This window comes from Xanthobacter cornucopiae (genome assembly GCF_043195065.2).
Taxonomy (GTDB): Bacteria; Pseudomonadota; Alphaproteobacteria; order Rhizobiales; family Xanthobacteraceae; genus Xanthobacter.
Genome location: NZ_CM195531.1, coordinates 1,130,014 through 1,156,812 on the forward strand (window position 1 = coordinate 1,130,014; position 26,799 = coordinate 1,156,812).

General features: G+C 68.4%; 22 protein-coding genes. 7 read left to right on the forward strand and 15 right to left on the reverse strand.

Annotated features, from left to right (window positions below):
- Positions 1-199: 199 nt before the first annotated feature.
- Positions 200-637, reverse strand: a complete 438-nt coding sequence (locus V5F53_RS05045) for a GFA family protein (RefSeq protein ID WP_393998454.1) — start codon at positions 635-637, stop codon at positions 200-202.
- Between the two features lie 16 nt (positions 638-653).
- Complete coding sequence (gene xth / locus V5F53_RS05050; protein WP_393998453.1) at positions 654-1,442, reverse strand: exodeoxyribonuclease III; 789 nt, start codon at positions 1,440-1,442, stop codon at positions 654-656.
- 294 nt (positions 1,443-1,736) lie between these two features.
- Between xth and V5F53_RS05055 the strand changes: the two genes are divergently transcribed.
- Positions 1,737-3,143 carry an MBOAT family O-acyltransferase gene (locus V5F53_RS05055; RefSeq protein WP_393998452.1) on the forward strand — a complete coding sequence of 469 codons (1,407 nt, stop codon included), beginning with the start codon at positions 1,737-1,739 and terminating at the stop codon, positions 3,141-3,143.
- Between the two features lie 10 nt (positions 3,144-3,153).
- Positions 3,154-4,320 (forward strand): alginate O-acetyltransferase AlgX-related protein, encoded by a 1,167-nt coding sequence (locus V5F53_RS05060; protein WP_393998451.1) that lies wholly within the window; start codon positions 3,154-3,156, stop codon positions 4,318-4,320.
- A gap of 57 nt (positions 4,321-4,377) precedes the next feature.
- Here the strand turns inward: V5F53_RS05060 and erpA are convergent, their stop codons facing one another.
- Entirely contained in the window at positions 4,378-4,758 is a 381-nt protein-coding gene (gene erpA / locus V5F53_RS05065) for an iron-sulfur cluster insertion protein ErpA (protein ID WP_393998450.1), read from the reverse strand.
- A gap of 107 nt (positions 4,759-4,865) precedes the next feature.
- On the opposite strand from erpA, the gene V5F53_RS05070 reads away from it, so the two are divergent.
- From V5F53_RS05070 to V5F53_RS05080, 3 genes are all read left to right on the forward strand, one after another.
- Positions 4,866-6,071 (forward strand): deoxyguanosinetriphosphate triphosphohydrolase, encoded by a 1,206-nt coding sequence (locus tag V5F53_RS05070; protein ID WP_393998449.1) that lies wholly within the window; start codon positions 4,866-4,868, stop codon positions 6,069-6,071.
- Positions 6,072-6,104: 33 nt separating this feature from the next.
- Positions 6,105-7,877, forward strand: coding sequence for an arginine--tRNA ligase (argS, locus tag V5F53_RS05075; RefSeq protein ID WP_393998448.1), 1,773 nt, complete (start codon positions 6,105-6,107; stop codon positions 7,875-7,877).
- A gap of 85 nt (positions 7,878-7,962) precedes the next feature.
- Positions 7,963-10,152, forward strand: a complete 2,190-nt coding sequence (locus V5F53_RS05080) for an SPOR domain-containing protein (protein WP_509212937.1) — start codon at positions 7,963-7,965, stop codon at positions 10,150-10,152.
- A 99-nt stretch (positions 10,153-10,251) separates the two neighbouring features.
- Here the strand turns inward: V5F53_RS05080 and V5F53_RS05085 are convergent, their stop codons facing one another.
- On the reverse strand, positions 10,252-11,148 hold the full coding sequence (locus tag V5F53_RS05085; RefSeq protein WP_393998446.1) for an ATP-binding protein: 897 nt from the start codon (positions 11,146-11,148) through the stop codon (positions 10,252-10,254).
- Between the two features lie 349 nt (positions 11,149-11,497).
- On the opposite strand from V5F53_RS05085, the gene V5F53_RS05090 reads away from it, so the two are divergent.
- On the forward strand, positions 11,498-12,151 hold the full coding sequence (locus V5F53_RS05090) for a hypothetical protein (protein WP_393998445.1): 654 nt from the start codon (positions 11,498-11,500) through the stop codon (positions 12,149-12,151).
- A gap of 169 nt (positions 12,152-12,320) precedes the next feature.
- On the opposite strand, the gene V5F53_RS05095 is transcribed toward V5F53_RS05090, so the two are convergent.
- Both V5F53_RS05095 and dusA read right to left on the reverse strand, forming a co-directional pair.
- Positions 12,321-13,157 (reverse strand): sulfite exporter TauE/SafE family protein, encoded by an 837-nt coding sequence (locus V5F53_RS05095; RefSeq protein WP_393998444.1) that lies wholly within the window; start codon positions 13,155-13,157, stop codon positions 12,321-12,323.
- 155 nt (positions 13,158-13,312) lie between these two features.
- Positions 13,313-14,266, reverse strand: a complete 954-nt coding sequence (gene dusA, locus V5F53_RS05100; RefSeq protein ID WP_509212939.1) for a tRNA dihydrouridine(20/20a) synthase DusA — start codon at positions 14,264-14,266, stop codon at positions 13,313-13,315.
- A gap of 140 nt (positions 14,267-14,406) precedes the next feature.
- On the opposite strand from dusA, the gene V5F53_RS05105 reads away from it, so the two are divergent.
- Positions 14,407-15,468 (forward strand): site-specific integrase, encoded by a 1,062-nt coding sequence (locus V5F53_RS05105; protein ID WP_393998442.1) that lies wholly within the window; start codon positions 14,407-14,409, stop codon positions 15,466-15,468.
- A 216-nt stretch (positions 15,469-15,684) separates the two neighbouring features.
- On the opposite strand, the gene V5F53_RS05110 is transcribed toward V5F53_RS05105, so the two are convergent.
- The 9 genes from V5F53_RS05110 to V5F53_RS05150 form a co-directional block, all read right to left on the reverse strand.
- Positions 15,685-16,740, reverse strand: coding sequence for a hypothetical protein (locus V5F53_RS05110; protein WP_393998441.1), 1,056 nt, complete (start codon positions 16,738-16,740; stop codon positions 15,685-15,687).
- A gap of 137 nt (positions 16,741-16,877) precedes the next feature.
- Complete coding sequence (locus tag V5F53_RS05115; protein WP_393998440.1) at positions 16,878-17,402, reverse strand: phenolic acid decarboxylase; 525 nt, start codon at positions 17,400-17,402, stop codon at positions 16,878-16,880.
- 69 nt (positions 17,403-17,471) lie between these two features.
- Positions 17,472-18,956, reverse strand: coding sequence for a UbiD family decarboxylase (locus tag V5F53_RS05120; protein ID WP_393998439.1), 1,485 nt, complete (start codon positions 18,954-18,956; stop codon positions 17,472-17,474).
- Complete coding sequence (locus tag V5F53_RS05125; RefSeq protein ID WP_393998438.1) at positions 18,953-19,576, reverse strand: UbiX family flavin prenyltransferase; 624 nt, start codon at positions 19,574-19,576, stop codon at positions 18,953-18,955. Before V5F53_RS05125 ends, V5F53_RS05120 begins: the two co-directional genes overlap by 4 nt.
- Positions 19,577-19,692: 116 nt before the next feature.
- Positions 19,693-20,865, reverse strand: coding sequence for a hypothetical protein (locus V5F53_RS05130; RefSeq protein ID WP_393998437.1), 1,173 nt, complete (start codon positions 20,863-20,865; stop codon positions 19,693-19,695).
- A 178-nt stretch (positions 20,866-21,043) separates the two neighbouring features.
- Positions 21,044-21,316, reverse strand: a complete 273-nt coding sequence (locus tag V5F53_RS05135; RefSeq protein ID WP_393998436.1) for a hypothetical protein — start codon at positions 21,314-21,316, stop codon at positions 21,044-21,046.
- A 70-nt stretch (positions 21,317-21,386) separates the two neighbouring features.
- Entirely contained in the window at positions 21,387-24,785 is a 3,399-nt protein-coding gene (locus tag V5F53_RS05140) for a molybdopterin-dependent oxidoreductase (RefSeq protein ID WP_393998435.1), read from the reverse strand.
- A 106-nt stretch (positions 24,786-24,891) separates the two neighbouring features.
- On the reverse strand, positions 24,892-25,950 hold the full coding sequence (locus V5F53_RS05145; protein ID WP_393998434.1) for an ABC transporter ATP-binding protein: 1,059 nt from the start codon (positions 25,948-25,950) through the stop codon (positions 24,892-24,894).
- A gap of 9 nt (positions 25,951-25,959) precedes the next feature.
- Entirely contained in the window at positions 25,960-26,799 is an 840-nt protein-coding gene (locus tag V5F53_RS05150) for an ABC transporter permease (protein ID WP_393998433.1), read from the reverse strand.

Here is a 26,799-nt window from a genome sequence, read left to right on the forward strand (position 1 = left end):
GCCGCCTGCGTGTGAGAGCGATCGCCTCCGTCATCCGGCCGCCGGATGCGAGGCGGCGGGTGATTGCGACCAAAAGATGCCGCATGTTGTAGTGTGCAATCCATGGCGTGCAATCGCTATTGCGGCGTCGTGGATAGCGGCCATGGTCACGTTGCAGCTTGGCCACAAACGCAGGTTGGTGGCCCGGCGCAGGGGCCTTTCAAGTCCTTGTGGGCGGCGGTTCGGCTTCGTCGCCGGTGCGCTCCGCGGCAAAGCGGGGCAGGTGGGCGCCGAGGCCCTCGCTCATGGCCAGGGCGGTGGAGGTCCAGATGTGGTGGGAGGGGCGCAGGCGGTCGGGTTCGTCCAGCGTGCCGAGGGTGACGTCCACCGCGTCCTCGGCGGCCATGTCGAACAGGATGGGGCTGCCGCAGGCGGCGCAGAAGCCGCGCGCCACGCCGGGCGACGAGGCATGGGTCTTGAGGACGCCGGCGGTCAGGTGGAAGTCGCCGCGCGCCACCGTGGCCCAGGGCAGGGCATTGGCGCCGCTGGCGCGCCGGCACAGGGTGCAATGGCACCAATAGGCGCTTTTCACCCGGTCAAGCCGATAACGCACCGTGCCGCACAGGCAACCGCCGAGCAAGGGGGTGGGCGAGGGCATGCTGGTGCGCGCCGCTTCAGGCGGCAATGGCGAAATCGGCCCAGACGGGCACATGGTCGGAGGGTTTCTCCCACCCACGCACATGCTTGTCGATGCCGGTTGCGATCAGCCGGTCGGCCGCCTGGGGCGACAGCAGCAGATGGTCGATGCGGATGCCGTTGTCACGCTGCCAGGCACCGGCCTGGTAGTCCCAGAAGGTGAAGGTGCGGGCGGCATCGGTGCTGGCGCGCACGGCATCGGTGAGGCCGAGGTTCACCAGCGTGCGGAAGGCCTGGTGGGTGCGCGGCAGGAACAGCGCGTCGCCGGCCCAGGCGGCCGGGTCGGCGGCGTCGATGGGGGCGGGGATGACGTTGAAGTCGCCGGCCAGAATCAACGGCTCCTCCAGCTTCAGCCGGTCGGCGGCGAAGCGGGTGAGGCGGTCCATGAAGCCCAGCTTGTAAGGATATTTCTCGGTGTCCGGCGGATTGCCGTTGGGCAGGTAGATGCAGGCCACCCGCACCACGCCCCCTTTCACCGACACCACCGCCTCGATGAAGCGGGCCTGCTCGTCGCCGTCGTCGCCGGCCAGGCCATGGGTCACATCCTCCAGCGGCAGCCTGGACAGCAGGGCGACTCCGTTGAAGGTCTTCTGGCCGTGCACTGAGACATTGTAGCCGAGCGCTTCGAACGGCTCCCGGGGGAAGGCGTCGGTCTGGCACTTGATCTCCTGCAGGCACGCCACGTCCGGGCGCGTCTCCTTCAGCCACGCGACGGCGTGATCGAGCCGCTGGCGAATGGAATTGACGTTCCAGGTGGCGATGCGCATGGGAACCGGCTCTCCGCAACCCGGCCAAAGCGGGCGGGGGTGCATACTTTGCCCCGCCGCCGGGGCAACGGGCAAGGGCTGGTTCTCCCGCCGGCGGCCATGGTGCGCGGCACCCCGGGGCCAGGGCCCGCCAAGTCGTTCGCGGACGGCGCGAAGATGGCTGCGGCTACACCCGCGCCACCGGGGCCAGGCGCCATCGCGCGGCCGCGGGCTCTGCGCGCCGGCGCCAAAGGGTTGCGGCGCCGGGCAAAGGGTGGCATGCAACGGGCTTGTCCGTGCAGGGATGGCGGCCGCATGACGTTCGCGTCGATCGAGTTTCTGTTCTATTTTCTTCCGCTCTTTCTCGTCTCCTATTTTTCCGCGAAGACGATAACGACGCGGAACTATATCTTTCTGGCTTTTTCTCTGGTCTTTTATGCTGCAGGCTACACGCCGCACATCCTCATTCTTCTCTTTTCCGTTTGCGTGAACTTCTTCCTTGCTCGTGCCATTGATGGGCGCGACGGGGCGCTGCGCAAGCGGGTGCTGGTGCTGGGTGTCGTCTTCAATCTGGTGCTGCTGGGCGTGTTCAAATACACCGGCTTCCTTTTGGAGAATTTGAACGCGATTCTGGAGCCGCTCCATCTGGCGGTGCCGGTGCCGCAGATCGCCTTGCCGCTCGGTATTTCCTTCTATTCTTTCCACGCCGTCTCTTACCTTGCCGACATCTACAAGCGGAAGGTGAAGGCCAATTCCGACCCGGCCCAGTTCGGGCTCTACATGTGCATGTTCCCGCAGCTCGTGGCGGGCCCCATCGTGCGGTATTCCACAGTGGCGCGGCAGCTGGCCGAGCGGCGCGTCACCCTGGGGCGCTTTTCCGCCGGGGCGCGGCTGTTCGCCATCGGCCTCGCCTGGAAGGTGCTGATCGCGGACGAGGTGTCGCGGCTGGTGGTGGGGGTGTTCGATGCCACCACCCATCCCACCTTCGTCGAGGCGTGGCTGGGGCTTTATGCCTACACGGTGCAGATCTATTTCGATTTCGCCGGTTATTCCACCATGGCCGTGGGTCTGGGCGTGATGGTGGGCTTTGCCCTGCCGCGCAATTTCCGCCTGCCCTATACCGCGCGGTCCATCACCGATTTCTGGCGGCGCTGGCACATGAGCCTCAGCGCCTTCCTGCGTGACTATCTCTACATTCCGCTGGGCGGCAACAGGCGCGGGCCGCTGCGCACCTATTTCAATCTGTCGGCGGTGTTCCTGCTGTGTGGCCTGTGGCATGGGGCAAGCTGGAACTTCGTCATCTGGGGCGCCCACCACGGCGCCTTCCTCATCATCGAGCGGGCGTTCCTGGGCCGCTGGCTGAAGCGCCTCCCGGATGCCGTCTCCCATCTTTATGCCGTGGTGGCGGTGATGCTGGGCTGGGTGTGGTTCCGGGCCGATACCTTGCCGGGCGCCCTGGACCTGTTCTCCGGTCTGTTCGGGCTCAACGGCTTTCACCGGCCCTCCATGGCGCTGGGCTTCGGCCTGCACAGCCTTTCGATCCTGGCCCTGGTGCTGGGGGGGCTCATCGGCTTCTTCAGCTGGCCCCGCCTCAAGCTGCTGTCGCGGGAGGGCCGGGTGGCGACCACGGCGGATTTCGCCCTCATCGGCGTGCTGCTGCTGCTGAGCGTCATCTGGGTGGGCGGAACCGTGCCCACGCCGTTCCTCTATTACCGGTTCTGAGGGGCGCACCATGACCCTGCTCGCGCGTCATCGTCGTCGTCTGGGCCTGCTGGTGGCCGGCTTCTTCCTGCTGCTGCTGGCGTCCAACCTCATTCCCGATCCGCTCGGCGGGTGGAAGGTGCGCACCCCCCTCGAACCGGATTGGGGGCTGGTGAAGACGGTGCAGGTGATGGCGCGCAATGCGCCTGCCTTCCTGCAGGACAATTTCGGCTTCCGCGCCACCCTGCCGGTGCTGCGCCGCACGCTGCGCGCGGCCCTGGACGCGCCGGACAGCTATCCCATCTATGCCGGGCGCGACGGCCAGTTGTTCTGGGGCGTGGAGCGCACGCCCGAGCAGTCCGCCGGCGCCGTGGTGCGCGCCTCCGAAGTGGCGCGCTTCGTCACCATGATCGGCGTCCTGCAGCGCCAGTTGGCGCCGCTCGGCACCAAGGTGGTGGTGGCGCTGCCGCCCAACGCGCAGTCGGTGGAACTGGAGGCGCTGCCGGCCTGGACCGATCTTCTCGCTTATCCCACCACCGAATACGACCTCGCCCTCAAGGCGCTGGCGGCCGAAGGGGTGCGCGCGGTGGACCTGCGGCAGGTGCTGCGCGCCAGCCCGCGCCCGCGCTATCTGCTCACCGACACCCATTGGAACGCCCGCAGCGCGGTGCTCGCCTTCAACGCGGTGATGGTGGCGGCCGGGCAGCCCGGCTGGCAGGTGAATGCGGCGGAGGTGGTGGGGCCGCTGGAACCCATGGCCCGGGGAGACCTGCTGCGCGCCATGCGCATGCCGCCGGATGTGAAGGAGGAGAATTTCAGGATCCGCCTGAAGGATCGCGCCGGTGATGTGCGGCTCGATCCCGCCCTCATCCACCACAACACGCACCCGGCGTTCCGTTCCGTCGCCCGCGATTATGCGCCGACCGGGGCGCGGGTGCTGATCCTGGGGGATTCGTTTACCGCCGGCCTGTGGCAGCGGCTGTTCGTGAACGCCGACGTGAGCGTGGTGGCCTGGATGCACGCCTCGCACACGGTGACCGGCACCTGCGACTTCAACTTCACGGATGTGGCCCGCTTTAAGCCGGACCTGCTGATTTACGCCCGCACCGAGCGCTTCTTCATCTGCCCGCCGCACGCCTGGCCCGTGGGCCTGCCGGAGCCGGACGGCAACGCCATCCCTGTCGGCGCCGCCCCCTGAGCGGGGGCCCGGCGGCGCGGCCCGCCGCCGGGCCATGCCGCCCGGCCGGGCCGTGGATCAGACGGCGAAGCTGGAGCCGCAGCCGCATTTGGCGGTGGCGAGGGGATTGTGGATCTTGAAGGCGGAGCCCATCAGGTCGGCCACATAGTCGAGCTGGGAGCCCTTGACGTATTCGAGGGAGATGCGGTCGACGACGATCTTGGCGCCTTCCTTCTCGATGACGAAGTCGTCTTCGCCCTCCTCCGTCGTCATGTCGTACTTGTATGAGAAACCGGAGCAGCCGCCGCCCTCCACCGACAGGCGCAGGAAGGTGCCTTCCGGCTCGGAGGACAGGATCTGGCGGACACGGCGGGCGGCCGCGTCGGTCACGGCGAAGTCCGGCGCCTCGGTGGCGGGCTGGGTGGCGGGGTCGATCTGGGTCGGGGCGAGTGTGGTCATGGTATCGACTTTATGAAATGAAGCTGGCAATGGCCCTGAAGGTAAGCCCAGAACCGTTCAAGTGAAAGGGCGGCGGCTGGGAAAAAGGTGAGCGGGAGGAGCATGAGATGGCGGTTTCCGGCGCAAGGCCCAGAGTTCCATGGGCTTGCGACCCCGAGGGTTCGCGCGGGCGGCTGGTGTTCGAGCCGGAGATGGCGCCGCGCAGCAGCTTTCGGCGCGACTGCGACCGCATCATCCATTCCACCGCCTTTCGCCGCCTGCGGCACAAGACCCAGGTGTTCGTCTTCAATGAGGGCGACCACTATCGCACCCGCCTCACCCACACGCTGGAGGTGGTGCAGGTGGCCCGCTCCATCGCCCGGGCGCTGGGGCTCGACGAGGACCTGGCGGAGGCGCTGGCGCTGGCGCACGACCTTGGCCATCCCCCCTTCGCCCACGCCGGCGAACGGGCGCTGGACGCCTGCATGGCCGGCCACGGCGGCTTCGACCACAATGCCCAGTCGCTGCGGGTGGTGACGCGCATCGAGCGGCGCTATGCCGAGTTCGACGGCCTCAACCTGACCTGGGAGACGCTGGAAGGCATCGTCAAGCACAATGGCCCGCTCGCCGACCGGGAGGGGCGCGGCATCGGCCATTATGCCGCTGGCCTGCCCCATGCGATCGCCGTGCACGACGCCCGCCAGGACCTGGAGTTGTGGAGCCATGCCGGGCCGGAGGCCCAGGTGGCGGCCCTGGCCGACGACATCGCTTATGACGTGCATGACCTGGACGACGGCATCCGCGCCCGCATGTTCACCCTGGAGGAGCTGGAGCTGCTGCCGCTGGTGGGCGAGGCCATCCGCGAGGTGGGCGCGCGCTATCCCGGCCTCGACCGCACGCGCACGGTGAACGAGGTGCTGCGGCGGGTCATTACCCGCCTCATCCACGACGTGGTGCGCGAGGGCGAGGCGCGGGCTGCGGCGGCCGGGGTCGCCACCGCCGACGAGGTGCGCCGGCTGGGGCGCACGCTGATCGCCTTTTCGCCCGGCATGGCGGCCGCGGAAAAGGCCCTCAAGGGGTTCCTCTTTCCGCATATGTACCGCCACGAGCGGGTCGAGCGCGTGATGACCGAGGCCCAGGGGGTGGTGCGGCGGCTGTTCGGCCACTTCATGGCGGCGCCGCGCGACATGCCCGCCTCCTGGCAGGACGACCTGGAGAGCCTGGACCAGCCTCGCCTCGCCCGTCGCGTCACCGATTACATCGCCGGCATGACCGACCGCTACGCCCTGGACCAGCACGCCCGTTTCTTTGACACGACGCCCGATCTGCGATAGGCGCCCCCTCGACCAACCGGATCGGACATTTCCATGAACGTCTACGCGATCTTCGCCGATCATGTGCGCGAAGCCATCGCCACCCTCGTCGCCGAGGGGCAGTTCGCCGAGGGGCGGGGCGCGGGCCTCGACCTGTCCCGCGTGGTGGTGGAGCCGCCGCGCGACGCCAGCCACGGCGACCTCGCCACCAACGCGGCGCTGGTGCTGGCCAAGGACCTGGGCCTGAAGCCCCGGGACCTGGCGGAGCAGATCGCCGGCAGGCTGCGGGCCACCGCTCATGTGGTGAAGGTGGACGTGGCCGGTCCCGGCTTCATCAACCTCACGCTCGATACCGGCTTCTGGCCGCAGGTGCTGGCGGCGGCGCTGGAGCAGGGGCCGGCGTTTGGCCGCTCCGCCCTGGGCGCCGGGCTGCCGGTGAACGTGGAATATGTCTCGGCCAACCCCACCGGGCCGATGCATGTGGGCCATTGCCGGGGCGCGGTGTTCGGCGACGCCATGGCCAACCTGCTGGCCTTCGCCGGCTACAAGGTCACGCGCGAATATTACATCAACGACGCCGGTGCTCAGGTGGATGTGCTCGGCCGTTCCGCCTACCTGCGCTATCGCGAGGCGGCGACTGGCGTGGCGGCGGACATTCCCGACGGCCTCTATCCCGGCGACTATCTGGTGCCGGTGGGCGCGGCCCTGGCCCAGGAATACGGCCCGGCCTTCCTGGAATCGCCGGAGAGCGAGTGGCTGCCGATCTTCCGCAGCTTCGCCATCGGCGCCATGATGGTGATGATCCGTGAGGATCTCCAGGCGCTGGGCATCGCGTTCGACGTGTTCTTCTCCGAGCGCTCGCTGTCCGCCGGGGCGGTGGACAAGGTCGGCGCCACCATCGCCGCCCTCCAGGCCTCCGGCGAGGTGTATGACGGCCGTCTGCCGCCGCCCAAGGGCGCGCCCATCGAGGATTGGGAGGACCGCGAGCAGACCCTGTTCCGCTCCACCGCCTTCGGCGACGACGTGGACCGGCCGCTCAAGAAGTCGGATGGCAGCTACACCTATTTCGCTGGCGACATCGCCTACCACAAGGACAAGGTGGAGCGTGGCTTCCTCACCATGATCGACGTGTGGGGCGCCGATCACGGCGGCTACGTCAAGCGCATGCAGGCGGCGGTCAAGGCGGTGTCCGGCGGCAAGGCCAGCCTGGATGTGGAGCTGATCCAGCTGGTGCGGCTGTTCCGCAATGGCGAGCCGGTGCGCATGTCCAAGCGGGCCGGCTCGTTCGTGACCCTGCGCGACGTGGTGGACGAGGTGGGCCGTGATGCGGTGCGCTTCATGATGCTGTTCCGCAAGAACGACGCGCCGCTGGATTTCGACCTCGCCAAGGTCATCGAGCAGTCGCGCGAGAACCCGGTGTTCTACGTGCAGTATGCCCACGCCCGGGCCAAGTCGATTCTGCGCAATGCCGCGCTGGCGCTGCCCGACCTGCCGGCGACGGGCGCCGCCTTCCTGGGCGCGCCGCTGGCGCGCCTGGACGATGAGGGCGAGCTCGGCCTGCTGCGCCGCATTGCCTCCTGGCCGCGGCTGGTGGAGCAGGCGGCGAGCGCCCGCGAGCCCCATCGCGTGGCCTTCTACCTGCATGAGCTGGCCAGCGATTTCCACGGCCAGTGGAACCGCGGAAAAGACCTGCCACATTTACGCTTCATTATTGAGAATGATCGAGATTTGACCTCGGCTCGCTTAGGCTTGGTGCATGGCGTGGCCACGGTGCTCGCCTCGGGTCTGAAGGTGCTGGGGGTGGAGGCCGTCGACGAGATGAAATAGGCGCTCGTCCAGCGGCCTTACGCGACCCGATTGCCGGGCAGCAGATCCGTCAGGGGCGGGGCGGACGACAAGACATCGAGGCGACATGGTCGACGAAAGCAGGTTCCGCTACCGGCGTGACGGGAGTTCCCGGGACGAAGGCGACGTCGCCGGGCGGGGGCCGTCCGCGCGTGAGGACGCACGCCAGGCACAGGACCCGCGCCACGCAGCCGGGCGTCCTGAACCGGGGCGGCAGGATCTGGGGCGGCAGGATCTGGGGCGGCAAGAGGCTGGCCGTCCAGCTCCCCAGCGTCCGGCTCCCCAGCAGGCGGAGGCCTCGCGGCAGGACCTCGCCCGGCAGGAGGCCCTACGGCAGCGGGCCCTGCGCCAGGAGGCCCTGCGCCAGGAGGCCGTGCGGCAGGATGCGTTGCGCCAGGAGGCCGCGCGCCAGGACCTCGCACGCCAGCAGGCTGCTCGTCAGGAAGCGGCCCGCCAGGCCGCGGCCCAGCGTCCCGCTCCACCGGTTCGTGAGGCAAGCTCGCAGGGACTGGCTCCCGGGGCCGGCGCGGCCCAGGGCCAGCCTGCGCGCCCGGCATCGCGCCCCGCCGCTGCGGCACCTCGTCGCCCCACAGCGGCGCCCGCCGCCGATCCGCTGGCCGAGCTTGCGCGGCTGATCGGCGAGCAGGACCCGTTCTCCGACTTTTCCGAGCTTCAGCCGGAGCCGCCGCGCGGCGCGGCGGTGGCCGAGGCGCCTGCGGCGGAGCCGCGCTCCAGTCTTCAACGCCAGGATGCGCGTCTGGCGGCGCGGCGTCAGGCCGATCTGGAATCCGGCCGGGTGCCGGCGCAGGAGGCGCAGCTGCGGCAGCAGGCGCGCGCGCCCGCCCCGCGGCAGAGCATCGAGCGCGTGGGCCAGGAGCCGGCGCAGGCCCGGGCCGTGCCACAGGACCCCGCCTTCGCGCGCGCGCCGGCGCCGCAGGCCCGTCGCCCCGATGCCGCGTTCGATGCGGGCGAGGGCGGTGAGGCATCGCGTCGGGCGCCGCCACGTCCGGCGGCGGCGCCGGAGCTGCCCCGTCGCCAGGCCTCGCTCGCCGCGCCGCCGCAGCGCACGGCCTTGATGCCGCCGCGCAGTGAGGCGGAGCCGGTGGATCGCAGCGCCACTTCGGTGCGGCTGGGCTACGGGTCGCTCGCCCATCAGGCGCAGGTTCAGCCTCCGCCGGCGGGACCGGCCGGTCGCGCGGCGCCGGACGCGCGCCAGGCACCCGTGGACGACGACTATTATGACGCGGCGCCGCCGCGTCCGGCGGCAGCGCCCGAGGCGCGCCGGCCGCAGGGGCAGGCTCCGGCCCAGGAGCCGGCGGCGGGCTACGCTTATTCCGCGCCGCGGCGCGAGGGCGCCGACGACGATTACGATGAGTATGACGAGGCCTACGATCCCCAATATGGGGAGGACGGCTACATGCCGCCCCATGGGGAAGAGGTCTATGACGGCGAGGCGCGGCGGCGGAAGGGCCGCTCGGCGCTGCTGCTGGTGGCCTCGGTGCTCGGCATCATCGTCGCCGGCACCGCCGGCGTGTTCGCCTACCGCATGGCGGTGCACGGCCCGTCGTCCAGCGCCAGCAACGGCCCGCCCGTGATCCGCGCCGACACCGCGCCGAGCAAGATCGTGGCACCGCCCAGCACCACCCCCCAGGACGCCCAGCAGAAGCTGATTTATGACCGCGTCGGCGGCACCGCCAGCGGCAATGAAAAGATGCTGCCGCGCGAGGAGCAGCCGGTGGACGTGGCGGCGGCGGCCATGCGTGCCAGCCCGTCCATGGCGACCGATCCGGTGATCAATTCGCTGTCCACCGAGCCCAAGCGGGTGCGGACCCTCACCGTGCGCGCCGATGGCTCCATTGCGCCCGAGGCGCCGGCATCCAATGGGCCCAGCGCCGGCGTGCAGGCCTTGCAGGCCTATGCGGCGAGCCAGATGCCGGGCGCTCCGCCGACCATGGTGAACGTGCCGGGCGCCGCCGCCAAGCCGGCCACGCCGGCGGTGAGCCGGAGCGGCGACTTCGTGGTTCAGGTGGCCTCGCAGCGCTCCGAGGCGGATGCGATGGGATCGTGGAAGGCGCTGCAGACCCGCTATCCAAACCTGCTCGGCTCCTATGTGGCGTCGGTGAAGAAGGCGGATCTGGGCGACCGCGGCATCTACTACCGCGCCCAGGTGGGCCCGTTCGCCTCGAAGGACCAGGCCAACGAGCTGTGCCAGGCCCTGCGCGGGCAGGGCGGCGACTGCATGGTCACCAAGAATTGACCGGCGGCGCCCGGAGGGGCGCCGGGTGACGTCCGTATGCGGACGAGTTCAAGGCCCCGGATGCCGCCGCATCCGGGGCCTTTCTCGTCCTGCTGCCGCTCAGGCCGGCTTGAGCGGCGCGCCGATGCGACCGGCGAGATCCTGGATGTATTGAAACGCGGTGCGGCCGGAGCGGGCGCCGCGGGTGGTGGCCCATTCCAGCGCCTCAGGCCGCCACCGGCTTTCGGCCACCGGCAGGGCGTGATGGGCCACATAGGCGGCGACCATGGCGAGATATTCGTCCTGGCTGCACTTGTGGAAGCCGAGCCACAGGCCGAACCGATCGGACAGGGACACCTTTTCCTCCACCGCCTCGCCGGGGTTGATGGCGGTGGAGCGCTCATTGTCCATCATGTCGCGCGGCAGCAGGTGGCGGCGGTTGGAGGTGGCGTAGAAGATCACATTGTCCGGCCGCCCCTCGATGCCGCCCTCCAGCACCGCCTTCAGCGACTTGTAGGAGGTGTCGTCTGCATCGAACGACAGGTCGTCGCAGAAGACGATGAAGCGATGCGGCGAGCCGCGCACCAGGGCCATCAGCGCGGGCAGGGTCTCGATGTCCTCGCGATGGATCTCCACCAGCTTGAGCCGCCCGGCGCGGTCGGCCGGCAGCGCCGCGTTGACGGTGGCGTGGGCGGCCTTCACCAGCGAGCTCTTGCCCATGCCGCGGGTGCCCCACAGCAAGGCATTGTTGGCGGGCAGGCCGGCGGCGAAGCGGCGGGTGTTGTCCACCAGCTGGTCGCGCACGCGGTCGATGCCCTGCAGCAGGTCCATCTCCACCCGGTTCACCCGCGGCACCGGCTCGAAACGCGGCGGCTCGTTCTGCCAGACGAAGGCGTCGGCGGCGTCGAAGTCGGGGTGCGGCACCGGCGGGGGGGCCAGCCGGTCGAGGGCGGCGGCGACCCGTTCCAGCAGGGCGAGAGCCGAAGAGAGAGTGGCCGAATCCAGCAATTGCGACATGATTTCCTCCCGTTGGTCCCGATAAAGCCCGCTCCGCGCGGCGGCAAGGCGCGCGGAGCGGGGGCGGGCGCGGCAGCCATGCCGGAACCGCATGGACCGGCGAGAGGTGTGGTGCGCGTGCATCAGGCCGTGGATCGAATGTGCAGTGCGGAAAGGCTGCCTTAACTTCTCCGCATCAGGCTGTGACCACTGGGGTGTTCGGGGCGAACCGACGTTCTGTTGCATGCGCCGGGTCAGGCTGACACGGCGGGAGCAGGACGGGGGGAACGGTTTGATTCGCGGGGCGGTGTCGCCGGCGGCCATGGGTCGCGGGTGCCGCCCTTTCTGAGAGCACTTGCCGGAGAGGCCGATGCGACCCACACGACACGCGCCCGCCGCCGTATTGACGTCTTCCCTCCTGCTGCTGGCTACCGGAGCCCAGGCGCAGAGCGAGATGACCGCCAAGCGGACCTTGAACGCCGATGGCACCACGTCCATGACCTATGCTGGCGACCTGTCGAGCCTCGCGACCCAGGTCGGCATCGATTTGTCCACCACCAAGACCAGCGCCGCCCCGGTGGCCCAGCCGGGAACCGACACGGTGAGCGGCACCGCCTACGCCAAGGTGACGCTGGCGGCCTTGCCGGAGTGGCTGCTGTGGCAGAAGGGGGCGGTGAACGTCGCCGTCAGCCCCACCGAGGAAGAAAGCCGGGTGGGTACCACCCTTTCGCGCAGCTGGACCATCAACGACGGGCTCAAGGCCGAACTGGCGGACAGCTACCAGGTGGGCCGTTCGGGCGCCACCAACGGCTGGCAGATGGACAAGTCCCTGAGCCTGCAGAACATCGATACCAACACCACGTTTTCCGTGGGGGCCCGTGCCACCGACACGTCGTCGCGCCTGCTGCCCAGCCTCAGCGCCCAGCAGAAGGTGATCGGCGACCTGCACGTCACCACCACGGTGGCCGATACCGGGTCGGACATCAACAAGAGCATCACCGCCGGCTTCTCTCATCGCTGGTGAGGCTCCGCAAACGGCGTCCCGGGGCATGGCTGCCCTGTGCGGGGCTGGCTCACGCCGCGGCGCGCTCGCGGCTTGGTTGCGGATCTTGGGCCGTATCCGCTGCCGCTTATGCTTGGCTCCGGCGGTGCGGCGGGTCGATGGGCCGGTGGCCTTCGTCCCGCGGTTCCTTCTAGCGCCAGGCCAGGGCGAGAACGAAGCGGGCGGCGACCAGCAGCAGGAAGGTTCCGAATCCGATTTCCAGGTGGCGCCGGCTCAGCCGGTGCGCCAGCCGTGCGCCCACAGGCGCAAGCAGGGCGGCCAGCGGCGCCATCAGCGCGAAGCCGAGCAGCGATACATATCCGATCGAGAGGGGTGGCAGCGCGCCGAGGTGCGGCCAGCCGGCCACCGCATAGCCGATGACGCCGGGAATGGGAATGAACACGCCGATGCCGGCGGAGGTGGCCACCGCCGCGTGGATCGGCACGCCGTAGAGCAGCAGGATGTTGGTGGCGATGCCGCCGCCCGACACGCCCACCAGCGCCGACGCGAGGCCGATGAAGAAGCCGTAGACGGCCATGCCGCGCGCATCGGGAAGGGTTTCGCCCAGGCGCCAGTCGTTGCGTCCCACCAGGCTCTTGAGGCCCAGAGTGCCGACGATCAGCGCGAATGCGGCCTGCAGCACCCATCCCGGCACCCAGGCGGCGATGGCGCTGCCGGTGATGATGCCGGCGATGGCGGGGATGCGCCATTGCTTCACCACCCCCGGCAGCACCGCGCCGGTCTTGCCATGGGCCCGGTAGGAGGCGATGGCGGTGGGAATGATGATGGCCAGCGAGGTGCCCACGCACAATTGCATGCGAACATCCTCGTCCACCCCCATGACGGCGAAGACCTGATAGAGAACCGGCACCATGACGCCGCCGCCGCCGATGCCCAGCAGGCCGGCGATGAGCCCGGTGAGGACACCGCCGGCCACCAGGGCGAGGCACAAGGTGGCAAGGTCGCTCCAGGATACGGCGGAAAGCATGGGAAACGTCCGAATCTGGCGGGTCCGTCTCGCGGATCGGTGATGGGATGGCGCCATCCCGCAGGTTGGCGGCCCTCCCATTCCACTCAATGGAGACGTGGATGAAGCGCCTGTGTGCGCCGGTTCCCCCGTCCTGTCCAGCGCTTGCGGCGGGTTCAGGCGGCGGCGCGGTCGCGCTGGCGAACGTGGTCCACGGCGTCGCGCAGCACCTCCAGCCCGGCGCCGGGCGCCACCGCGAGGGTGGACAGGTGGCGCCGATAGAGACGGGAGCCGCGCTTGCCGCCGAACAGCCCCAGCATGTGGCGGGTGATGTCGGAAAGCCGCCCGCCGGCCTCCAGATGGGCGGCCACATAGGGTTCGAACGCCTCGAGGGCGGCGTAGGTGTCGGCGACGGGCGCGGGCGCGCCGAACAGGCGCGGGTCGACCTGGTGCAGCAGTTCCGGGTCATGATAGGCGGCGCGGCCCAGCATCATGCCGTCGAGGCCGGCGGCGGCGGAAAGGCCGGCGTCGATGTCGGTGATGCCGCCGTTCACCGCGATCGGTACATGGGGCAGCCGCTGCTTGAGGCGCCGCACCCGGTCGTAGTCGAGCGGCGGGATGTCCCTGTTCTCCCGCGGCGAGAGGCCCTTCAGCCACGCCTTGCGGGCATGGACGATGAGGGCGTCGGTGCCGGCGGCGACGACGGCATCGGCGAGGTGGTCGAGCGCCGCCTCGGGGTCCTGGTCATCGACGCCGATCCGGCATTTGACCGTGACGGGCACCGCCACCCGCGCCTTCATGGCGGCGACGCAGTCGCCCACCAGCTGCGGCTCGCGCATGAGGCAGGCGCCGAAATTGCCGCCCTGTACCCGGTCGGAGGGGCAGCCGACGTTGAGATTGACCTCGTCATATCCGAAATCGGCGCAGATGGCCGCCGCCTCGGCGAGCTGCGCGGGATCGCTGCCGCCGAGCTGCACCGCCACCGGATGTTCCTGGGCGCCGAAGCCGAGCAGGCGGGCGCGGTCGCCGTGGATGACGGCGGGGGCGGTGACCATCTCGGTATAAAGCCGGGCATGGCGGGAGAAGATGCGATGGAAGGCGCGGCAATGCCGATCAGTCCAATCCATCATAGGCGCCACGGAGAATTTAAACTCTTGATTTTTTGGCATTATTTTCGTAGTTTCATAACGTTGGGTCGCGTCTTGTGCACTCGATCTCACGCCACGATACGCCCCATTTTTCGTTTTTCCGATGCGTCAGTGCACACGGATTGGCCACGTTCACTAAACTAAAATCCGGCTCCTGGAGAGACCAGATCCGTCGGAAGGGGCAGTACGTCAACGAGACGTTCCTGCGCCGCAAGGATGCCGAGGAGTGGGCGCTCGACATGGAGCGCCGCATCGACCGCCAGGAACCCGCCGTCACGCGCAGGTCGCGCGACGCCAAACGTTTCCGCGATCTCGTCGCGCTCCACCGCCAGGACATGGCCGAGGTGGGGATCGGGATCGGCTGCTCCAAGGACTTCTGCCTTACCGCCATCGACGAGGCGCTCGGCGCCTTGAAGATCGGCGAGCTCGACCGCGAGCGCCTTATCAAATACGGCAAGGACCGCGCGAAGGAAGGGGCTGGCCCGGTCACGGTCAGCATGGACTTCGGATATATCAAGACCGTGCTCTCCCACGCTGCCGCGGTCCACGGCGTGACCCTCTCCACCGAACCCCTCGATCTCGCGCGCATCGCCCTGAAGCGGCTCGGCCTGATCGGGAAAGGCAAGGAGCGGGATCGCCGACCGACGCGGGATGAGCTTGACCGCATCATCACGGCGCTGGACGAGAACCCTCGGCAGAACATTCCCGTCGGAAGGATCGTGCGCTTCGCCGTAGCCACCGCGATGCGTCAGGAAGAAATCTGCCGTGTCGAATGGCGCGACTTCGAGCCAAGGACGCGCATGCTGCTCATTCGGGACCGCAAGGATCCGCGCCGGAAAGACGGCAACCATCAGCGCATCCCGCTGCTCGACGTGTCGGGCTACGACGCATGCACGATCATCGAAGAGCAAGGAGCCGCCTTGAGCCGTCGAGAAGGCCGCATCTTCCCCTACAACGGCCGCTCGGTCGGCACCGCATTTCGTCGGCAGTGCCAGGACCTCAAGATCGAGGATCTGCATTTCCACGATCTGCGCCACGAAGGCACCAGCCGGCTGTTCGAGGCCGGCTTCACCATTGAACAGGTGGCTCTCGTGACCGGCCACAAGGACTGGAAGATGCTGCGACGCTACACCCACCTCAAGCCGGAGGCGCTGCACACCATCCGGGCTGCGAGAGCGGCTTAGGTTTTATGGCAGTTTTCTTCCCTTTTGTGGATGTCAGCATCGTCAAGCAGGCCCACTGGAGGGGCGGCCGCTCGCTCTTTCGCCAGTCTGACGCTGCCTCCAACGTCTATCCAGCGGCGAGTTCGCGCTGGTAGTTGAGCGGGATTGCGTCTTCCACTGCATCGTGCGCCGGAATGTTACCGTTTGCGCGCTTGAGTTGACTGCATGAGCGATTTTTCAGTCCATAAGATGTGAGATCTCACCCGCGATATCTGCGGCGGTCTGCCTGAGAAGCTTCAACGTCTGCACGGTTCTGCGCGCGCCAGTCTCTCCTAGGAAGAACATGTGGTTGCCCGGCAGCGTCGCGCTCAGTCGCTGGGCGGCGTGCCCGACATGCTCGACCAGCGCCGCCCATTTGTCGGAGGGAAGCGCGGCGAGCCTCTCCGCTTGCGCGAACACGAGAGATTCGCACAGCTGCTGGGTGATGTAGACGCCCCATGTGGAGCGGTCGGTGAGCGCGTGCCGGGCATCGATCGCAGAGGCGTGCGTCATCAAGGCGAGCGGCGGAAAGGCGCGATACTGCGCGGTGCCAACCTCGAGCGCGTCTCCGGCCGGGTCGGGAACGAAAGATTCGTCTCTGTAGCGCATGGCCGATGCCGCAAGCCCGACCGGGAAATCGCCGGTCATCTCGCGTGTGAATTCGTCGGTATCAAGCACCATGTGGCCGGCAGCCGCGTTCTGATTCGCAAGGCAATGGAGCAGCCAGTCCAGGTAGGCGCCCCTGATCGCGGCGAGGCCGCTTTCGGCTGGCTTCAGGTGGTCGAGACCGGGCAGGGTATTGGGAAGCGCCGTTGCGGCGGCCATCGCGATGAAAAGCTCGATGCCCTTTCCCTTTCGGCGCAGCGCGGCATGAAGCGGCTCTGCAATGCGCCCCGCCATGCTCCAGCCGAGCACGATGGCGTTCGCCGGCAGGCCATTGCGGTCCATGTAGCGCGCGATGATCTCCGCGCTCTGTTCCGCCCAGTCGGTGACCGAGAACTGCGGGAATGCGGTCCCGAATACGCCCCTGTTATCCATCGGATAGGACAGGACAAGCGAGGGAAATCCGTCCTCACGCAGCCAGTGGCACAGGAAATCGGAAGCCCTTCCTCCGGGCGGCCCATAGGCGACGCGGCCGAGCACCCCGCCCCCTGTGACGAAGACCACGAGGGGAAGGCCCTCTCGCCCCGCCTCGAACCGCACCAGAGCCGGATAGCCGGCCGCCTCGGTCAACTCCTCGCCCGGATAGAGCATTGGGGATCTCGTCTGTGCTTCCGCGTGAGCGCGCCATGTCGCGCCCAAGGCTATACCGAGTATCGCGACTTGACGACGATTGAGGTCCAATACCGCCATTGTCGAACGTTCCATATCCCGCCGGTCGCCGGTGCCCATCAGCCCACGTTGCGGCGCGTCGCATAGCCCGCGGGCAGGTCCTCGGGGGCGCAGGCGATGACGCTTTCGTCGTCGCGGCCGCACTCCTCCACGAAGGTGATGTCAGCGAACTCGTCGACGAGCATGGTCGGATAGGTCGGCCCCGCATCGCGATACTGGCGCATCAGGTCGATCTTTTCGTTCTGGAAGCCGATGATCTTCTTCGGTTCCTCCTCGATCCAGCGCGGGAAGAAGGTGGCGCCGTGGGCGCGGTTCTCATTGAGATTGTAGGCGACGCTCACGCAGGTGCCGGTCGGCTCGTGCCAGGAGACCTTGTACACGCCGTCGGCGAGGCGAACGATGTGGACTTCCTGGCCTTTGACCCAGCGCCCGCCCACCATGCCCCCATGGACGCGGTAGTCGATGGTGCGGTCGTTCTTGAAGTACATTTCGTACTGCCAGCCATTGGCATAGGTGTAGATGATGTGCTTGCCCACGAAGGGGGCGATCTCCGCCGGACGGGTGGAGTCGAATGCGTCGGTCATGGCTTTCCTCTCCCCGGCGCCGGGCTGATGCCCAGACCACCGGCTGTTGACGGGGGTGGATGGGGACGCTCAACTGAACCCGTATTCGCGCCAGCGCCGAGACACGCGGTCGACGATCTCCGCCGGATAGCCGTGGCGGAACGAGGCCCGCATCGGCAGGGCTTCGCCCCATTCGTCCGGGGCAAGACAGTTGTAGACAATCTTGCCGGTGTGGCCTGAAACCTTTTCGCTCCTGCGCAAATAGGCGAGAAGCGGCGCGGCCTCGATGTCGTCGAACACGGCATGGCCCAGCAACGGGTGGCAGCGGGTCGCGAAGGCCCAGACCAGTTCCTTCAGGTTGGTCGGATCGATGTCGTCATTGAGCACGATCACCTTGGGGATCACCGCCCCCGCCTTGCTCGCGAACACGGTTTGGCCGATGCGCCGGCACAACGCCTCGCTCTCGCCGACGCCGCTCCGGCGACGCCAGTCGCGCGGAACGGTGACCACCAGCCAGTGCAGCGCCGACTGCAGCGGGATCCATGCCGCGGTGGCCGGGACGCCGGCCTGGCGCAGCTCATGCAGGAGTTGAGCCGCGCTCGGCAGGCCCCAGGCGGTGTGGTTCTCCTCCACCGGCTCGCCGGCAACGACAACCGGCAGGATGGCGCTGTCGCGATAGCTTATGGCGGAGACCCGGTAGGTGGGTCGGCGCATCTGCGTATCGAGAGGGACGTAGCCGGCGAACTCGCCCATGGGGCCTTCCTCGACCAACTCATCGAGATGGAGGTGCCCTTCGATCAGGACCTCTGCGCTGGCTGGCGCTTCAAGGTCGATGGTCTTGCAGCGCACTGTCCGGATCGCCCGCCCCAGCAGCGCGCCGAGGCGCCCGCTTTCGTCGACATGGGCCGGCAGCGGCATGCCGCAGATGAAGGGAATCGCAGGCTCCACCCCGAGCGCCAGGGCGAACGGCATCGGCCTGCCCAGATCCGCCCAGGCCTTCGCCACCATCCCGAGGTGCTGCTCCGGCGCCACGATCCCAGAGAGGCGTTTGCTGTCTATCACCATCATTCGGGCGATGGACCAGTTGGTCCAGGTTTCGTCCGGCATGCGCGCGACGATGCATCCGAAGGTGTTTAGGTATCGTCCGCCGTCCCCATAGTGTAGGAGTGGTATGGGAAGCGCGGTGAGATCCACCGCGGCGCCGGTGACGGTGTTTTCGAAGACCGGCGCATCGTCCACAACCACGGGGTCGATGGCCGGCTTGTCGAGGCTCGCGGTGATGGCCTCCACTATGGCGAGGCCGCCCGTTGTCGGCGGTAGCTCCAGCGCGAGGGCGGTGCGCACCAGCTCCAGCCCGGGCTGGGCGCTGGTGCCGCCCGGCGCGCCGAGGACGCGGAAACCGCCGGGGTGATCGGAGAAGGCGTTGAACAGGGGCGCCGGCGCCCCGGTCTCGATGCAGCGCCGGATGATGGCGCCAAGCTCCAGATCCAGCGAGACCGGCGCGCCGATCTCCTGGATTTCTCCAAGGCCGCGCAGGGCCTCGATGAAAAAGCGCAGGTCGGTGAGCGGCATCATGCATCTCCCCCGGAGCGGGCGGCGGCGGCCTTCGACCCGCCGTTCCATCGGTCAAACAAGCCGGCGTCGAGGTCGTAGAGGTCGAGCACGCGGCCGACCGTATGGTTCACCATCTCGTCGAGCGAGGTCGGTCGGTCGTAGAAGGCGGGGACAGGCGGAAACACGATCGCGCCGTTCTCGGTGGCCTGCGCCATGGAACGGATGTGACCCGCATGCAGGGGCGTCTCCCGGAACATGAGGACCACCCGGCGGCGCTCCTTCAGGCAGACGTCGGCCGCGCGGGTGAGCAGACCGTCGGTGTTACCCGTGGCGACGGCGGACAGGCTCCTCACCGAACAGGGGGCGACGATCATGCCCATGGTGCGAAACGAGCCGGAGGCGATGGTGGCGCCGATGTCGGCGTCGCCATAGCTGAAGTCCGCCATGGCGCGGACGTCGCGCACTTTCAGATCGGTTTCATATACGAGGGTGCGTTCGCCTGGCCTCGACATGACGAGATGGGTCTCGATGTCGAGGCTCCGCAACACCTCCAGGATGCGCAGCCCGTAGATGATCCCGGTGGCGCCGCTGATCCCGACGATCATGCGCCGGCGTCGCGCAGGAATGACGTGCTGTTGCATGGCGTGCGTCCGGTCCCGGTTCGATTGAACGGAGCCTAGCCAGCCGGGCCAGAGGCCTCATCGTCAGAACTGTCTATGCGGGACGTGTGCCGACCGACGGGCCGGCCAAACACCCCTCAGCGCAGCTGCGGCACAAGCGCCCCGAGGGTCGCCATGGTGCGTTCGAAATCGCGCAGGTTTTCCGCTTCCGACTTGCCCAGGATCGAGCGGATCTGGCTGCGGACGGTCATGAGCGAGACCCCGCGTCCGCGCGCCACGTCCTCGGCGCTGGCGCCGCCGGTGAGCGCGACCGCGACCTCCGCCTCGGCACGGCTGAAGCCGAACATCTCGCACAGCATGTCCGCCTGCGGCACAACCTTGCGATTAAGCGGCCGCAGGAGGATGAGAGCCAAAGGGTCCCTGCCATCGCCTTCGTCCCGCCCTCTCACGTCATTTGCAAGGCCCAGCGGCGCCGGCGCAACCGTCAGCGCGGCGATGGCGCCGTTGCGCGAGGTGACACGCATAGCCCCCCCTGGCCCCCCTGACGTAGCGGAGGTAACGAGTTTGCGCAGCAACCCGGCCTCTTCGCGGGACATGGCGGAGAGGTACACGCCACTGCCCGCAAAAGGGCCGGAGCGCATGGAGAACAGGGCGGAATCGGGACCGGCCAAGTACCTGCGAGCAAGATCGTTGACGAAGCGGATCTTCAGGCCCGCATCGACCACCCCCACGCCTACGGGAAGCGCGTCCAGGGCAGCGCGCGTCAGGGCGGCGGCCTCGTCCTCGCGCCCGAGCCGCGCGCGCAACTCGATGGCGCGCTGGACATGCGGCATCAGGGTTTTGAGCAGGCGGACATGGGTTTCGTCGAATGCCCCCGTGTCGTCGCCGCGGGACACCAATATCGGAGTTGCCTCCGTGAGGCCGGCCATGCCGCCGATCACATGACGACGCTCGTGATGCCGCGCGAAGTCGAAGTAATATTCGCTGCGGAGGAGTTCGGTTTCGGCGACCAGCTCGGCGCCGAGCTTTGCGTTGCCGAGGTGGTGGGCCCGCGCTGTCGCAAAGTCGTAGCGGGCCTTGGCAGCGTAGGGGTCTCTGGCGTGGAAATAGGCCGAATAGGCGCTCTCGCTGCCGTCGGGCTGCATCAGCAAGTTGCGCGCCCCCCCGGGACCGCCGAGGACCAGCACAGCGCGCCGCGCATCCATGATGCGGCAGATACGGTCGCCGACGTCCAGCCAACTGCCGTCCCCGGCGCCGGCCTGGTAGATGGCGCCGACGCAATCGGCGAGTTCGCGTTCCGTGTCTCTCACGCTGGGGCAGCCCCGAAAGTAGCCGGAAGATGGCAGAAAATTTCAGCCCGCTCAACGCATCCCGGCCTCCCGGGATGCGGATGAAGCGGCTCGACCTGATCCGCCGCTCTTCTTTCAACCCGAACGACGGGCTTGCAGATTGTCGGCCATCAATTGCTTGAATTTGATCGGCTCGCCCTCAGTCGCCGAACTTGCGGGCGGCATAGTCGATGCCCGCCTGCACCTCGGTTATCGCCTGACGGATCAGCTCCATCGCGCGCTCCCGGTGGCCGCCCTTGTCGGGCGTCGCCTCGCGCAGGGAGCGCAGGGCGACCTCGAGTTCGCCGATGGCGCGCTCCATATTGCCCTGGTACGCCGTCGCGCTTTGAGCGGAAGCTGCCACTACGGCGGCGCCGGCGGCGATGCTTGCGAGGCGGAGCATGGCGCGGCGGGAGGAGGTTCTCTCTTGCATGATCTTTCCTTCCTTGGGTACGGCAGGGGTGGATTGAGGCGGCGGTGAACGTTACGTCATCCTGGTGCGATCACGGGGCAATGGTTAGATCGGTAAGGGGCACCGCCTGACAGGCGAGGCAGGTGCCGGCATCCGCCTCCACCGGCACGCGGTGGGCGACCTGGCCATCCACCAGCGCGACGGCGCAGCTTTCACATTGGCCTACCCGGCAACCGCTGCGCAGTTGGATCCCCGCCGCCTGCGCGGCATCGAGCAGCGAACCCGCTTGCGGCGTCCACACGAAAGACCGGTTGGGTCCCACCACGGTCACGCGCCTCGGCGCGAGCCGGGCCGGCATCTCGGGCGCGACCGAAAAGGCCTCGGTGAAGATGTCGAAGCCCGACACCCCCCATCGCAGCAGCCCGTGCCGCATGGTGGCGATGAAATCCGCAGTTCCGCAGATATAAGTGATCGCCCTGCCCGCCGGCGCGTCGGGCAGGGCATCGCTGACGCGGAGGGCGTCGATGTCGAGGCGACCCGCCACGACCCGGTGCGAAACCCGGTGCCCGGCAAGGTCCTGTACATCGGGCCGTGAATAGGCCGTGATTCTGCGCAGCGCTGGAATGCGCTCTGCGAGGGCATCAAGCCGGTCGGCGAGCGGGTGTTCAGCGCGGCGGCGGCAGCCGTGCAGCAGCAGGACATCTCCGGCGCGTCCGGCCCGCGCCCCCGCCAACGCTTCAAGAAGCGGCAGGAAGGGAGTGATGCCGATGCCGTTGGCGATCAGCAGAAGCGGACGGTCCCCGCCGACGGGAAGTGTGAACACGCCGGATGGAGGCTCCAGCAGCAGCACGTCGCCGGCCTCAAGCTCCTGGATGCGGTGAGAGAGAAAGCCGGCCTCCTCGCCATCCGTACACGCTGGATTGCGCCGCACGGCGATGGAGAAGGTCTGCGGCGCGGCGGGCGGCCCGGTCAAGGAATAGGCCCGTGCCGGACCGCCCTGCGGCAAGCGGACCATCACATGCTGACCGGGCAGGAAGTCCGGCAGAGCGTCGCCGTCCTCCGGCGCCAGCGTCAGGGCACGGGTCTTCGCATCGGCCGCATGCGCGTCGGCGACGATGAAGCGGCGCTCACCCTGCCATCGGCCGCGATTGGCCTCAGGCAGCGGGATGATCTCGCAGCGCACCGCCCTGAGCGGCACCGAGCCGCTGATCGGATCGCGCACCGCATCGCTCAGGGCGGCGTTGATGTTTGCTGTTCCCGGCCCATGGCTGCCGGTGCCGGCCCGGCCGAGAGGGGCGCACGCCTGCCACCAGCCGAAGTCGGCCACCACGGTCGCCGCATCCAGCGAAGTGTTGATGCGCACCCGCAGGCGCGCTGCCCCCTCCCGCGTGCGCACCTCGGCCCAGTCCCCGGCCGCAAGGCCACGGGCGGCGGCGAGGTCCGGGCTGATCTCGACCACGGGGTCCGGCGCCTTGCGGCGCAAGGAAACCACATGGCGATGGGAGGTATGGACGAACCAGCCGCTCTTGGCGGTGGTGAGGATCAGCGGCAGCGCCCTGTCCTCGTCGGCATAGGGGAGTACGAAATCGGGCAATGGGTCGTGGCCATGCTCCAGCAGGCGCTCGCTATAGAGCTCCACCCGGCGGGTCGGGGTGTCGAAGCCGCGCACGGTGCCATCAGCCTCCTGCGTCGCGAACTTCTCATGGGCGAAAGGCTGCGGCACGCGCACCCCGTCCGGCGCGCCGCGCAGGTCTTCGACGGTGAGGCCGAGGGGCGCCAGCTGGTCATTCCAGCCCGCCTCGATGTCGCCGCCGAAGAACTCGGCTGCCATACCGAGGCGCGTCGCCAAAGCCATCACAATCTCATGGTCCGCGCGGCTCTGCCCCAGGGGTTCGAGGACCTTCCGGCGGAACTGGATCGTCTCCGCCGCCGCCTGGGTGATCTCAAAGCCGATGCGCAGGGCGTCGCGCTCCCAGGGCATGTTCACCGGAAGCACGATGTCCGCACGCGCGGCCGTGGGGTTCATGAACATGTCCGCGTGGACATGGAACTCGAGCGCATCCAGCGCTGCGAGGTTGCGCGCCGTGTCGGCCTGCGACACCGCGAAATTGGTGCCGAAGCTCATCAGCGCGCGCACCTTGTAGGGCGCGCCATCGATGGCAGCACGGGCGAAGTCTCGGGCGGTGATCCAGCCGTGGGTAGGCGGGCCCAACGGCAGCTCCGCGAGGCCGAGCGCCTTCTCCTTCTGTCCGGGTGGCAGCAGGGAGAGGTCGTTCAGCGTGTTGGCCGGCGGCGGGACGGTCCAGATGTTGCCGCCCTCCCGGTCGCAGGAACCGACGAGGGCGAACAAGGTGGCGATGGCGCGCTCGGTCTGGGTGGCGTTGGCGTGCTGGCCGACCCCGGTCCAGGTGTAATAGGCGGCGCGCGGGGCGCCTTCCAGCAGGGCGTAGAAGGCCGCGATCTCGTCCGCCTCGAGCCCCGTCAGGGCGCTCACGCGGGAGAGCGGATATCCGGCTGCCCGCGCCGCAAGCCGGCGCAGAACCGTTTCGGCGACGATCCCGCGCCCGTCCGCGCCGCGCAGGCGCGCCGCGCCGTCCAGCACCCAGCGCGCGGCGTTTTGCGGCGCGCGGGTCGTGTCGCAGGGCTGCGGACGACCGTCCACATCAAGCACGAGGAACCCCTTCCTTGCGCAAGTCTCTTCGGCGCGCACCAGCCGACCGGTATGCGCGTCCACCAGCAGCGGCGCATTGGTCCAGCGCCGCACGAAATCGTCGGCAAAGCGCCCGGTTGCGATCAGATGATGGATCGCGCCCATGGCGAGGGCAGCGTCCGCACCCGGCCGCATCCGCAGCCACAGGTCCGCCTGCTGGCCCGAGCCATCCGGCTTGGGATCGATCACCACCACCTTCGCGCCACGCTGGCGCGCCTCCGCTACCCGGCTCGCCTGCGCCAGCCAGGTGCGCGCGGGATTGTGCCCCCACAGCACGATCACATCGGCATGATCGTAGTCCGGCACGCCGAGCCCGCGCCCGAAAGTGAGCGCATGGGCGTAGTCCTTATGCCAGCCGCACACCTCGATGGCATAAATGAGGTTTGGGCTGCCGAAGCACCGCACGAAGCGTTCTACCCATTCGTAGCTGTCGACGATGGGCGATCCGCTGAAGGTGGTAGCGGCGAAGGCCACCGCTTCGGCGCCAGACCCGCTTTTGATGGCACTGAGGCGGCCTGCAATCTCGTCAAGAGCCTCGTCCCAGCCGATCTCCTCCCAGCGCGCACCCTCGCCCTTCGGCCCGGTGCGGCGCATCGGCTTGGTGAGGCGGTTGGGGCTGTGTACCAGCTCCGGCGCTGCGCGACCCTTGGCGCACAGGGCCCCGCCGGTGGGATGGCCCGGACGCGGCTCCACACCGACCATCCGCCCGTTCTCCACCAGCGTGATGGAGCCGCAGCGCGAGCGGCAGAGAGTGCAATAGCCTTGGTGTCGTTCAGCCATGGTCCGTCTTTCGCGCGCTGAAGGGCGCGCGGCTTCTCCGGCCGCGGAAGACGGCCGTCAGATCGAGGGAGAGGTTCAGGCGCCGGATGAGGCGCGGGGCTCGGGTTTAGAACAGCATCGGCGCATCCGCCGGCCAGGAGGCGATCACGCGGTCTCCCGGCCGCAGCTCATCGCGGCCGAGGTCGGCATTCTGCAGATGCGCCGCGAGCTTCGCACCCGAGGCGGTGCGCACGACGAACTCAGTCAGGGCGCCGCGATAGATCACGTCCTCGACAGTCGCCGCCAGGGCGCAGGCGCCATCGGGCCCGGGGTCACCCCGCAGCAGGCTTACATGCTCGGGACGGATGGCCAGCACCGATGCGTTCGGCGGCGCGTCCGCCTTCCCGGTCGAAAAGCACTCGCCGCTCTCGCACCGGAACCGGCCCGGGCCATCGAGCCCGCCGGGGAACAGGTTGGTGAGACCGATGAATTCGGCCACGAAGCGCGTCGCCGGCCGCTGGTAGATCTCGCGCGGGGTACCGACCTGCTCCACCCGCCCCGCCGACATCACCACGATGCGGTCGGCAACGCTGAGCGCCTCGTCCTGGTCGTGAGTGACGAAGATGGTGGTGAGCCCGAGCGCGGATTGCAGCCGCCGCAATTCGGTGCGGACCTCGGTGCGCAGTTTCGCGTCGAGAGCGGAGAGCGGCTCGTCGAGCAGCAGTACCTCGGGCTTGTAGACGATGGCCCGCGCCAGCGCGACCCGCTGCTGCTGGCCGCCGGAGAGCTTTTTCGGCAGACGTTCGGCAAGGTGTGCGAGCTTCACGAGAGAGAGCGCCTCGTCCACCCTGCGCCGCACCTCCGCGCGGTCGACCTTGCGCATCTGAAGCCCGAAAGCGACGTTCTCCGCGACGCTCATATGCGGGAACAGGGCATAGCCCTGGAACACGAGGCCGGCGTCGCGCAGGTAAGGTGGCAGGTTGGTGACCTCGCGCGTACCGAAATGGATCGAGCCGGCGCTCACTTCGGTGAGGCCCGCGATCATGCGCAGGGTTGTCGTCTTGCCGCAGCCGGAGGGGCCGAGAAAGGCGATGAACTCGCCCTGACCGATCTCCAGGGAGACGCGGTCGACAGTCACCTGCGCACCGTGGCGTTTCACGAGGTCCCGGATGAGGATGCTAGACATCTCCGTTCCTCAGAATGCGCGCGCAAGCTTGAAGTAGCGGTCGGTCAGGACGAGTCCCGCCGAAATGATGGCAATCTGGACGGTCGCGACCGCAGCAATGGTCGGGTCGATGCTCCACTCCAGATAGTTGACGATGACGATGGGCAGCGTCGTCATTCCCGGCCCCACCAGGAACAGGGATTTCTCAAGGTCCACGAAGGATGCAATGAAGGCGAATAGCGCTCCCGCCACCACCCCGGGCCGGATCAGGGGCCATGTCACCAGCCGGAACGCGGTGAACTCCCGCGCACCCATGGTGAGCGCGGCTTCCTTCAGTTGGGGATCCAGGCCCACCAGCGAGGCCGTCACCAGCCGCACCGTCCAGGGCAGCGCGATCAGGCTGTGGGCGATGGCGAGGCCGGTAAAGGTCATTGCGACCTGAACGCCGCTCGCCAGTTCCACCTCGATCAGGAACATATAGAGCGCCGCCCCAGCGACGATTCCGGGCACTATGAGCGGCGCCAGCAGCAGCGACTGGATCGCCTCGCGCCCGGGGAAGCGCCCCCGGGCCAGCACAAGGGCCGCCGGCACACCGACGACAAGGCTCACCAGCATCGCGACGAGGCCCAGCTCCAGGCTGGTGAAGAAGCCGTCGCGGAACTGGGGCATTGACGCTGCGGCCCGATACCAGTCGAAGGTGTAGCCGGTCGGTGGAAAGCTGATGATCTTGTTCTCGAAGAAGCTGACCCAGATGATCGCCGCCAGCGGCGAGAGCACCATGACGAAGGCCGCGACGCAGCCGCCCACGATGACCGGCCAGAACGATCCGTCCGACAAGGAGCGCAGGAAGGGGGAGCGCGAGCCGGTCAT

What these genes read in the sequence shown, in the direction of transcription:
- V5F53_RS05045 (WP_393998454.1), bottom strand. Translation starts at nt 637, where the DNA reads ATGCCCTCGCCCACCCCCTTGCTCGGCGGTTGCCTGTGCGGCACGGTG.
- xth (WP_393998453.1), bottom strand. Translation starts at nt 1,442, where the DNA reads ATGCGCATCGCCACCTGGAACGTCAATTCCATTCGCCAGCGGCTCGAT.
- V5F53_RS05055 (WP_393998452.1), top strand. Translation starts at nt 1,737, where the DNA reads ATGACGTTCGCGTCGATCGAGTTTCTGTTCTATTTTCTTCCGCTCTTT.
- V5F53_RS05060 (WP_393998451.1), top strand. Translation starts at nt 3,154, where the DNA reads ATGACCCTGCTCGCGCGTCATCGTCGTCGTCTGGGCCTGCTGGTGGCC.
- erpA (WP_393998450.1), bottom strand. Translation starts at nt 4,758, where the DNA reads ATGACCACACTCGCCCCGACCCAGATCGACCCCGCCACCCAGCCCGCC.
- V5F53_RS05070 (WP_393998449.1), top strand. Translation starts at nt 4,866, where the DNA reads ATGGCGGTTTCCGGCGCAAGGCCCAGAGTTCCATGGGCTTGCGACCCC.
- argS (WP_393998448.1), top strand. Translation starts at nt 6,105, where the DNA reads ATGAACGTCTACGCGATCTTCGCCGATCATGTGCGCGAAGCCATCGCC.
- V5F53_RS05080 (WP_509212937.1), top strand. Translation starts at nt 7,963, where the DNA reads ATGGTCGACGAAAGCAGGTTCCGCTACCGGCGTGACGGGAGTTCCCGG.
- V5F53_RS05085 (WP_393998446.1), bottom strand. Translation starts at nt 11,148, where the DNA reads ATGTCGCAATTGCTGGATTCGGCCACTCTCTCTTCGGCTCTCGCCCTG.
- V5F53_RS05090 (WP_393998445.1), top strand. Translation starts at nt 11,498, where the DNA reads ATGCGACCCACACGACACGCGCCCGCCGCCGTATTGACGTCTTCCCTC.
- V5F53_RS05095 (WP_393998444.1), bottom strand. Translation starts at nt 13,157, where the DNA reads ATGCTTTCCGCCGTATCCTGGAGCGACCTTGCCACCTTGTGCCTCGCC.
- dusA (WP_509212939.1), bottom strand. Translation starts at nt 14,266, where the DNA reads ATGATGGATTGGACTGATCGGCATTGCCGCGCCTTCCATCGCATCTTC.
- V5F53_RS05110 (WP_393998441.1), bottom strand. Translation starts at nt 16,740, where the DNA reads ATGCTCTATCCGGGCGAGGAGTTGACCGAGGCGGCCGGCTATCCGGCT.
- V5F53_RS05115 (WP_393998440.1), bottom strand. Translation starts at nt 17,402, where the DNA reads ATGACCGACGCATTCGACTCCACCCGTCCGGCGGAGATCGCCCCCTTC.
- V5F53_RS05120 (WP_393998439.1), bottom strand. Translation starts at nt 18,956, where the DNA reads ATGATGCCGCTCACCGACCTGCGCTTTTTCATCGAGGCCCTGCGCGGC.
- V5F53_RS05125 (WP_393998438.1), bottom strand. Translation starts at nt 19,576, where the DNA reads ATGCAACAGCACGTCATTCCTGCGCGACGCCGGCGCATGATCGTCGGG.
- V5F53_RS05135 (WP_393998436.1), bottom strand. Translation starts at nt 21,316, where the DNA reads ATGCAAGAGAGAACCTCCTCCCGCCGCGCCATGCTCCGCCTCGCAAGC.
- V5F53_RS05140 (WP_393998435.1), bottom strand. Translation starts at nt 24,785, where the DNA reads ATGGCTGAACGACACCAAGGCTATTGCACTCTCTGCCGCTCGCGCTGC.
- V5F53_RS05145 (WP_393998434.1), bottom strand. Translation starts at nt 25,950, where the DNA reads ATGTCTAGCATCCTCATCCGGGACCTCGTGAAACGCCACGGTGCGCAG.
- V5F53_RS05150 (WP_393998433.1), bottom strand. Translation starts at nt 26,799, where the DNA reads ATGACCGGCTCGCGCTCCCCCTTCCTGCGCTCCTTGTCGGACGGATCG.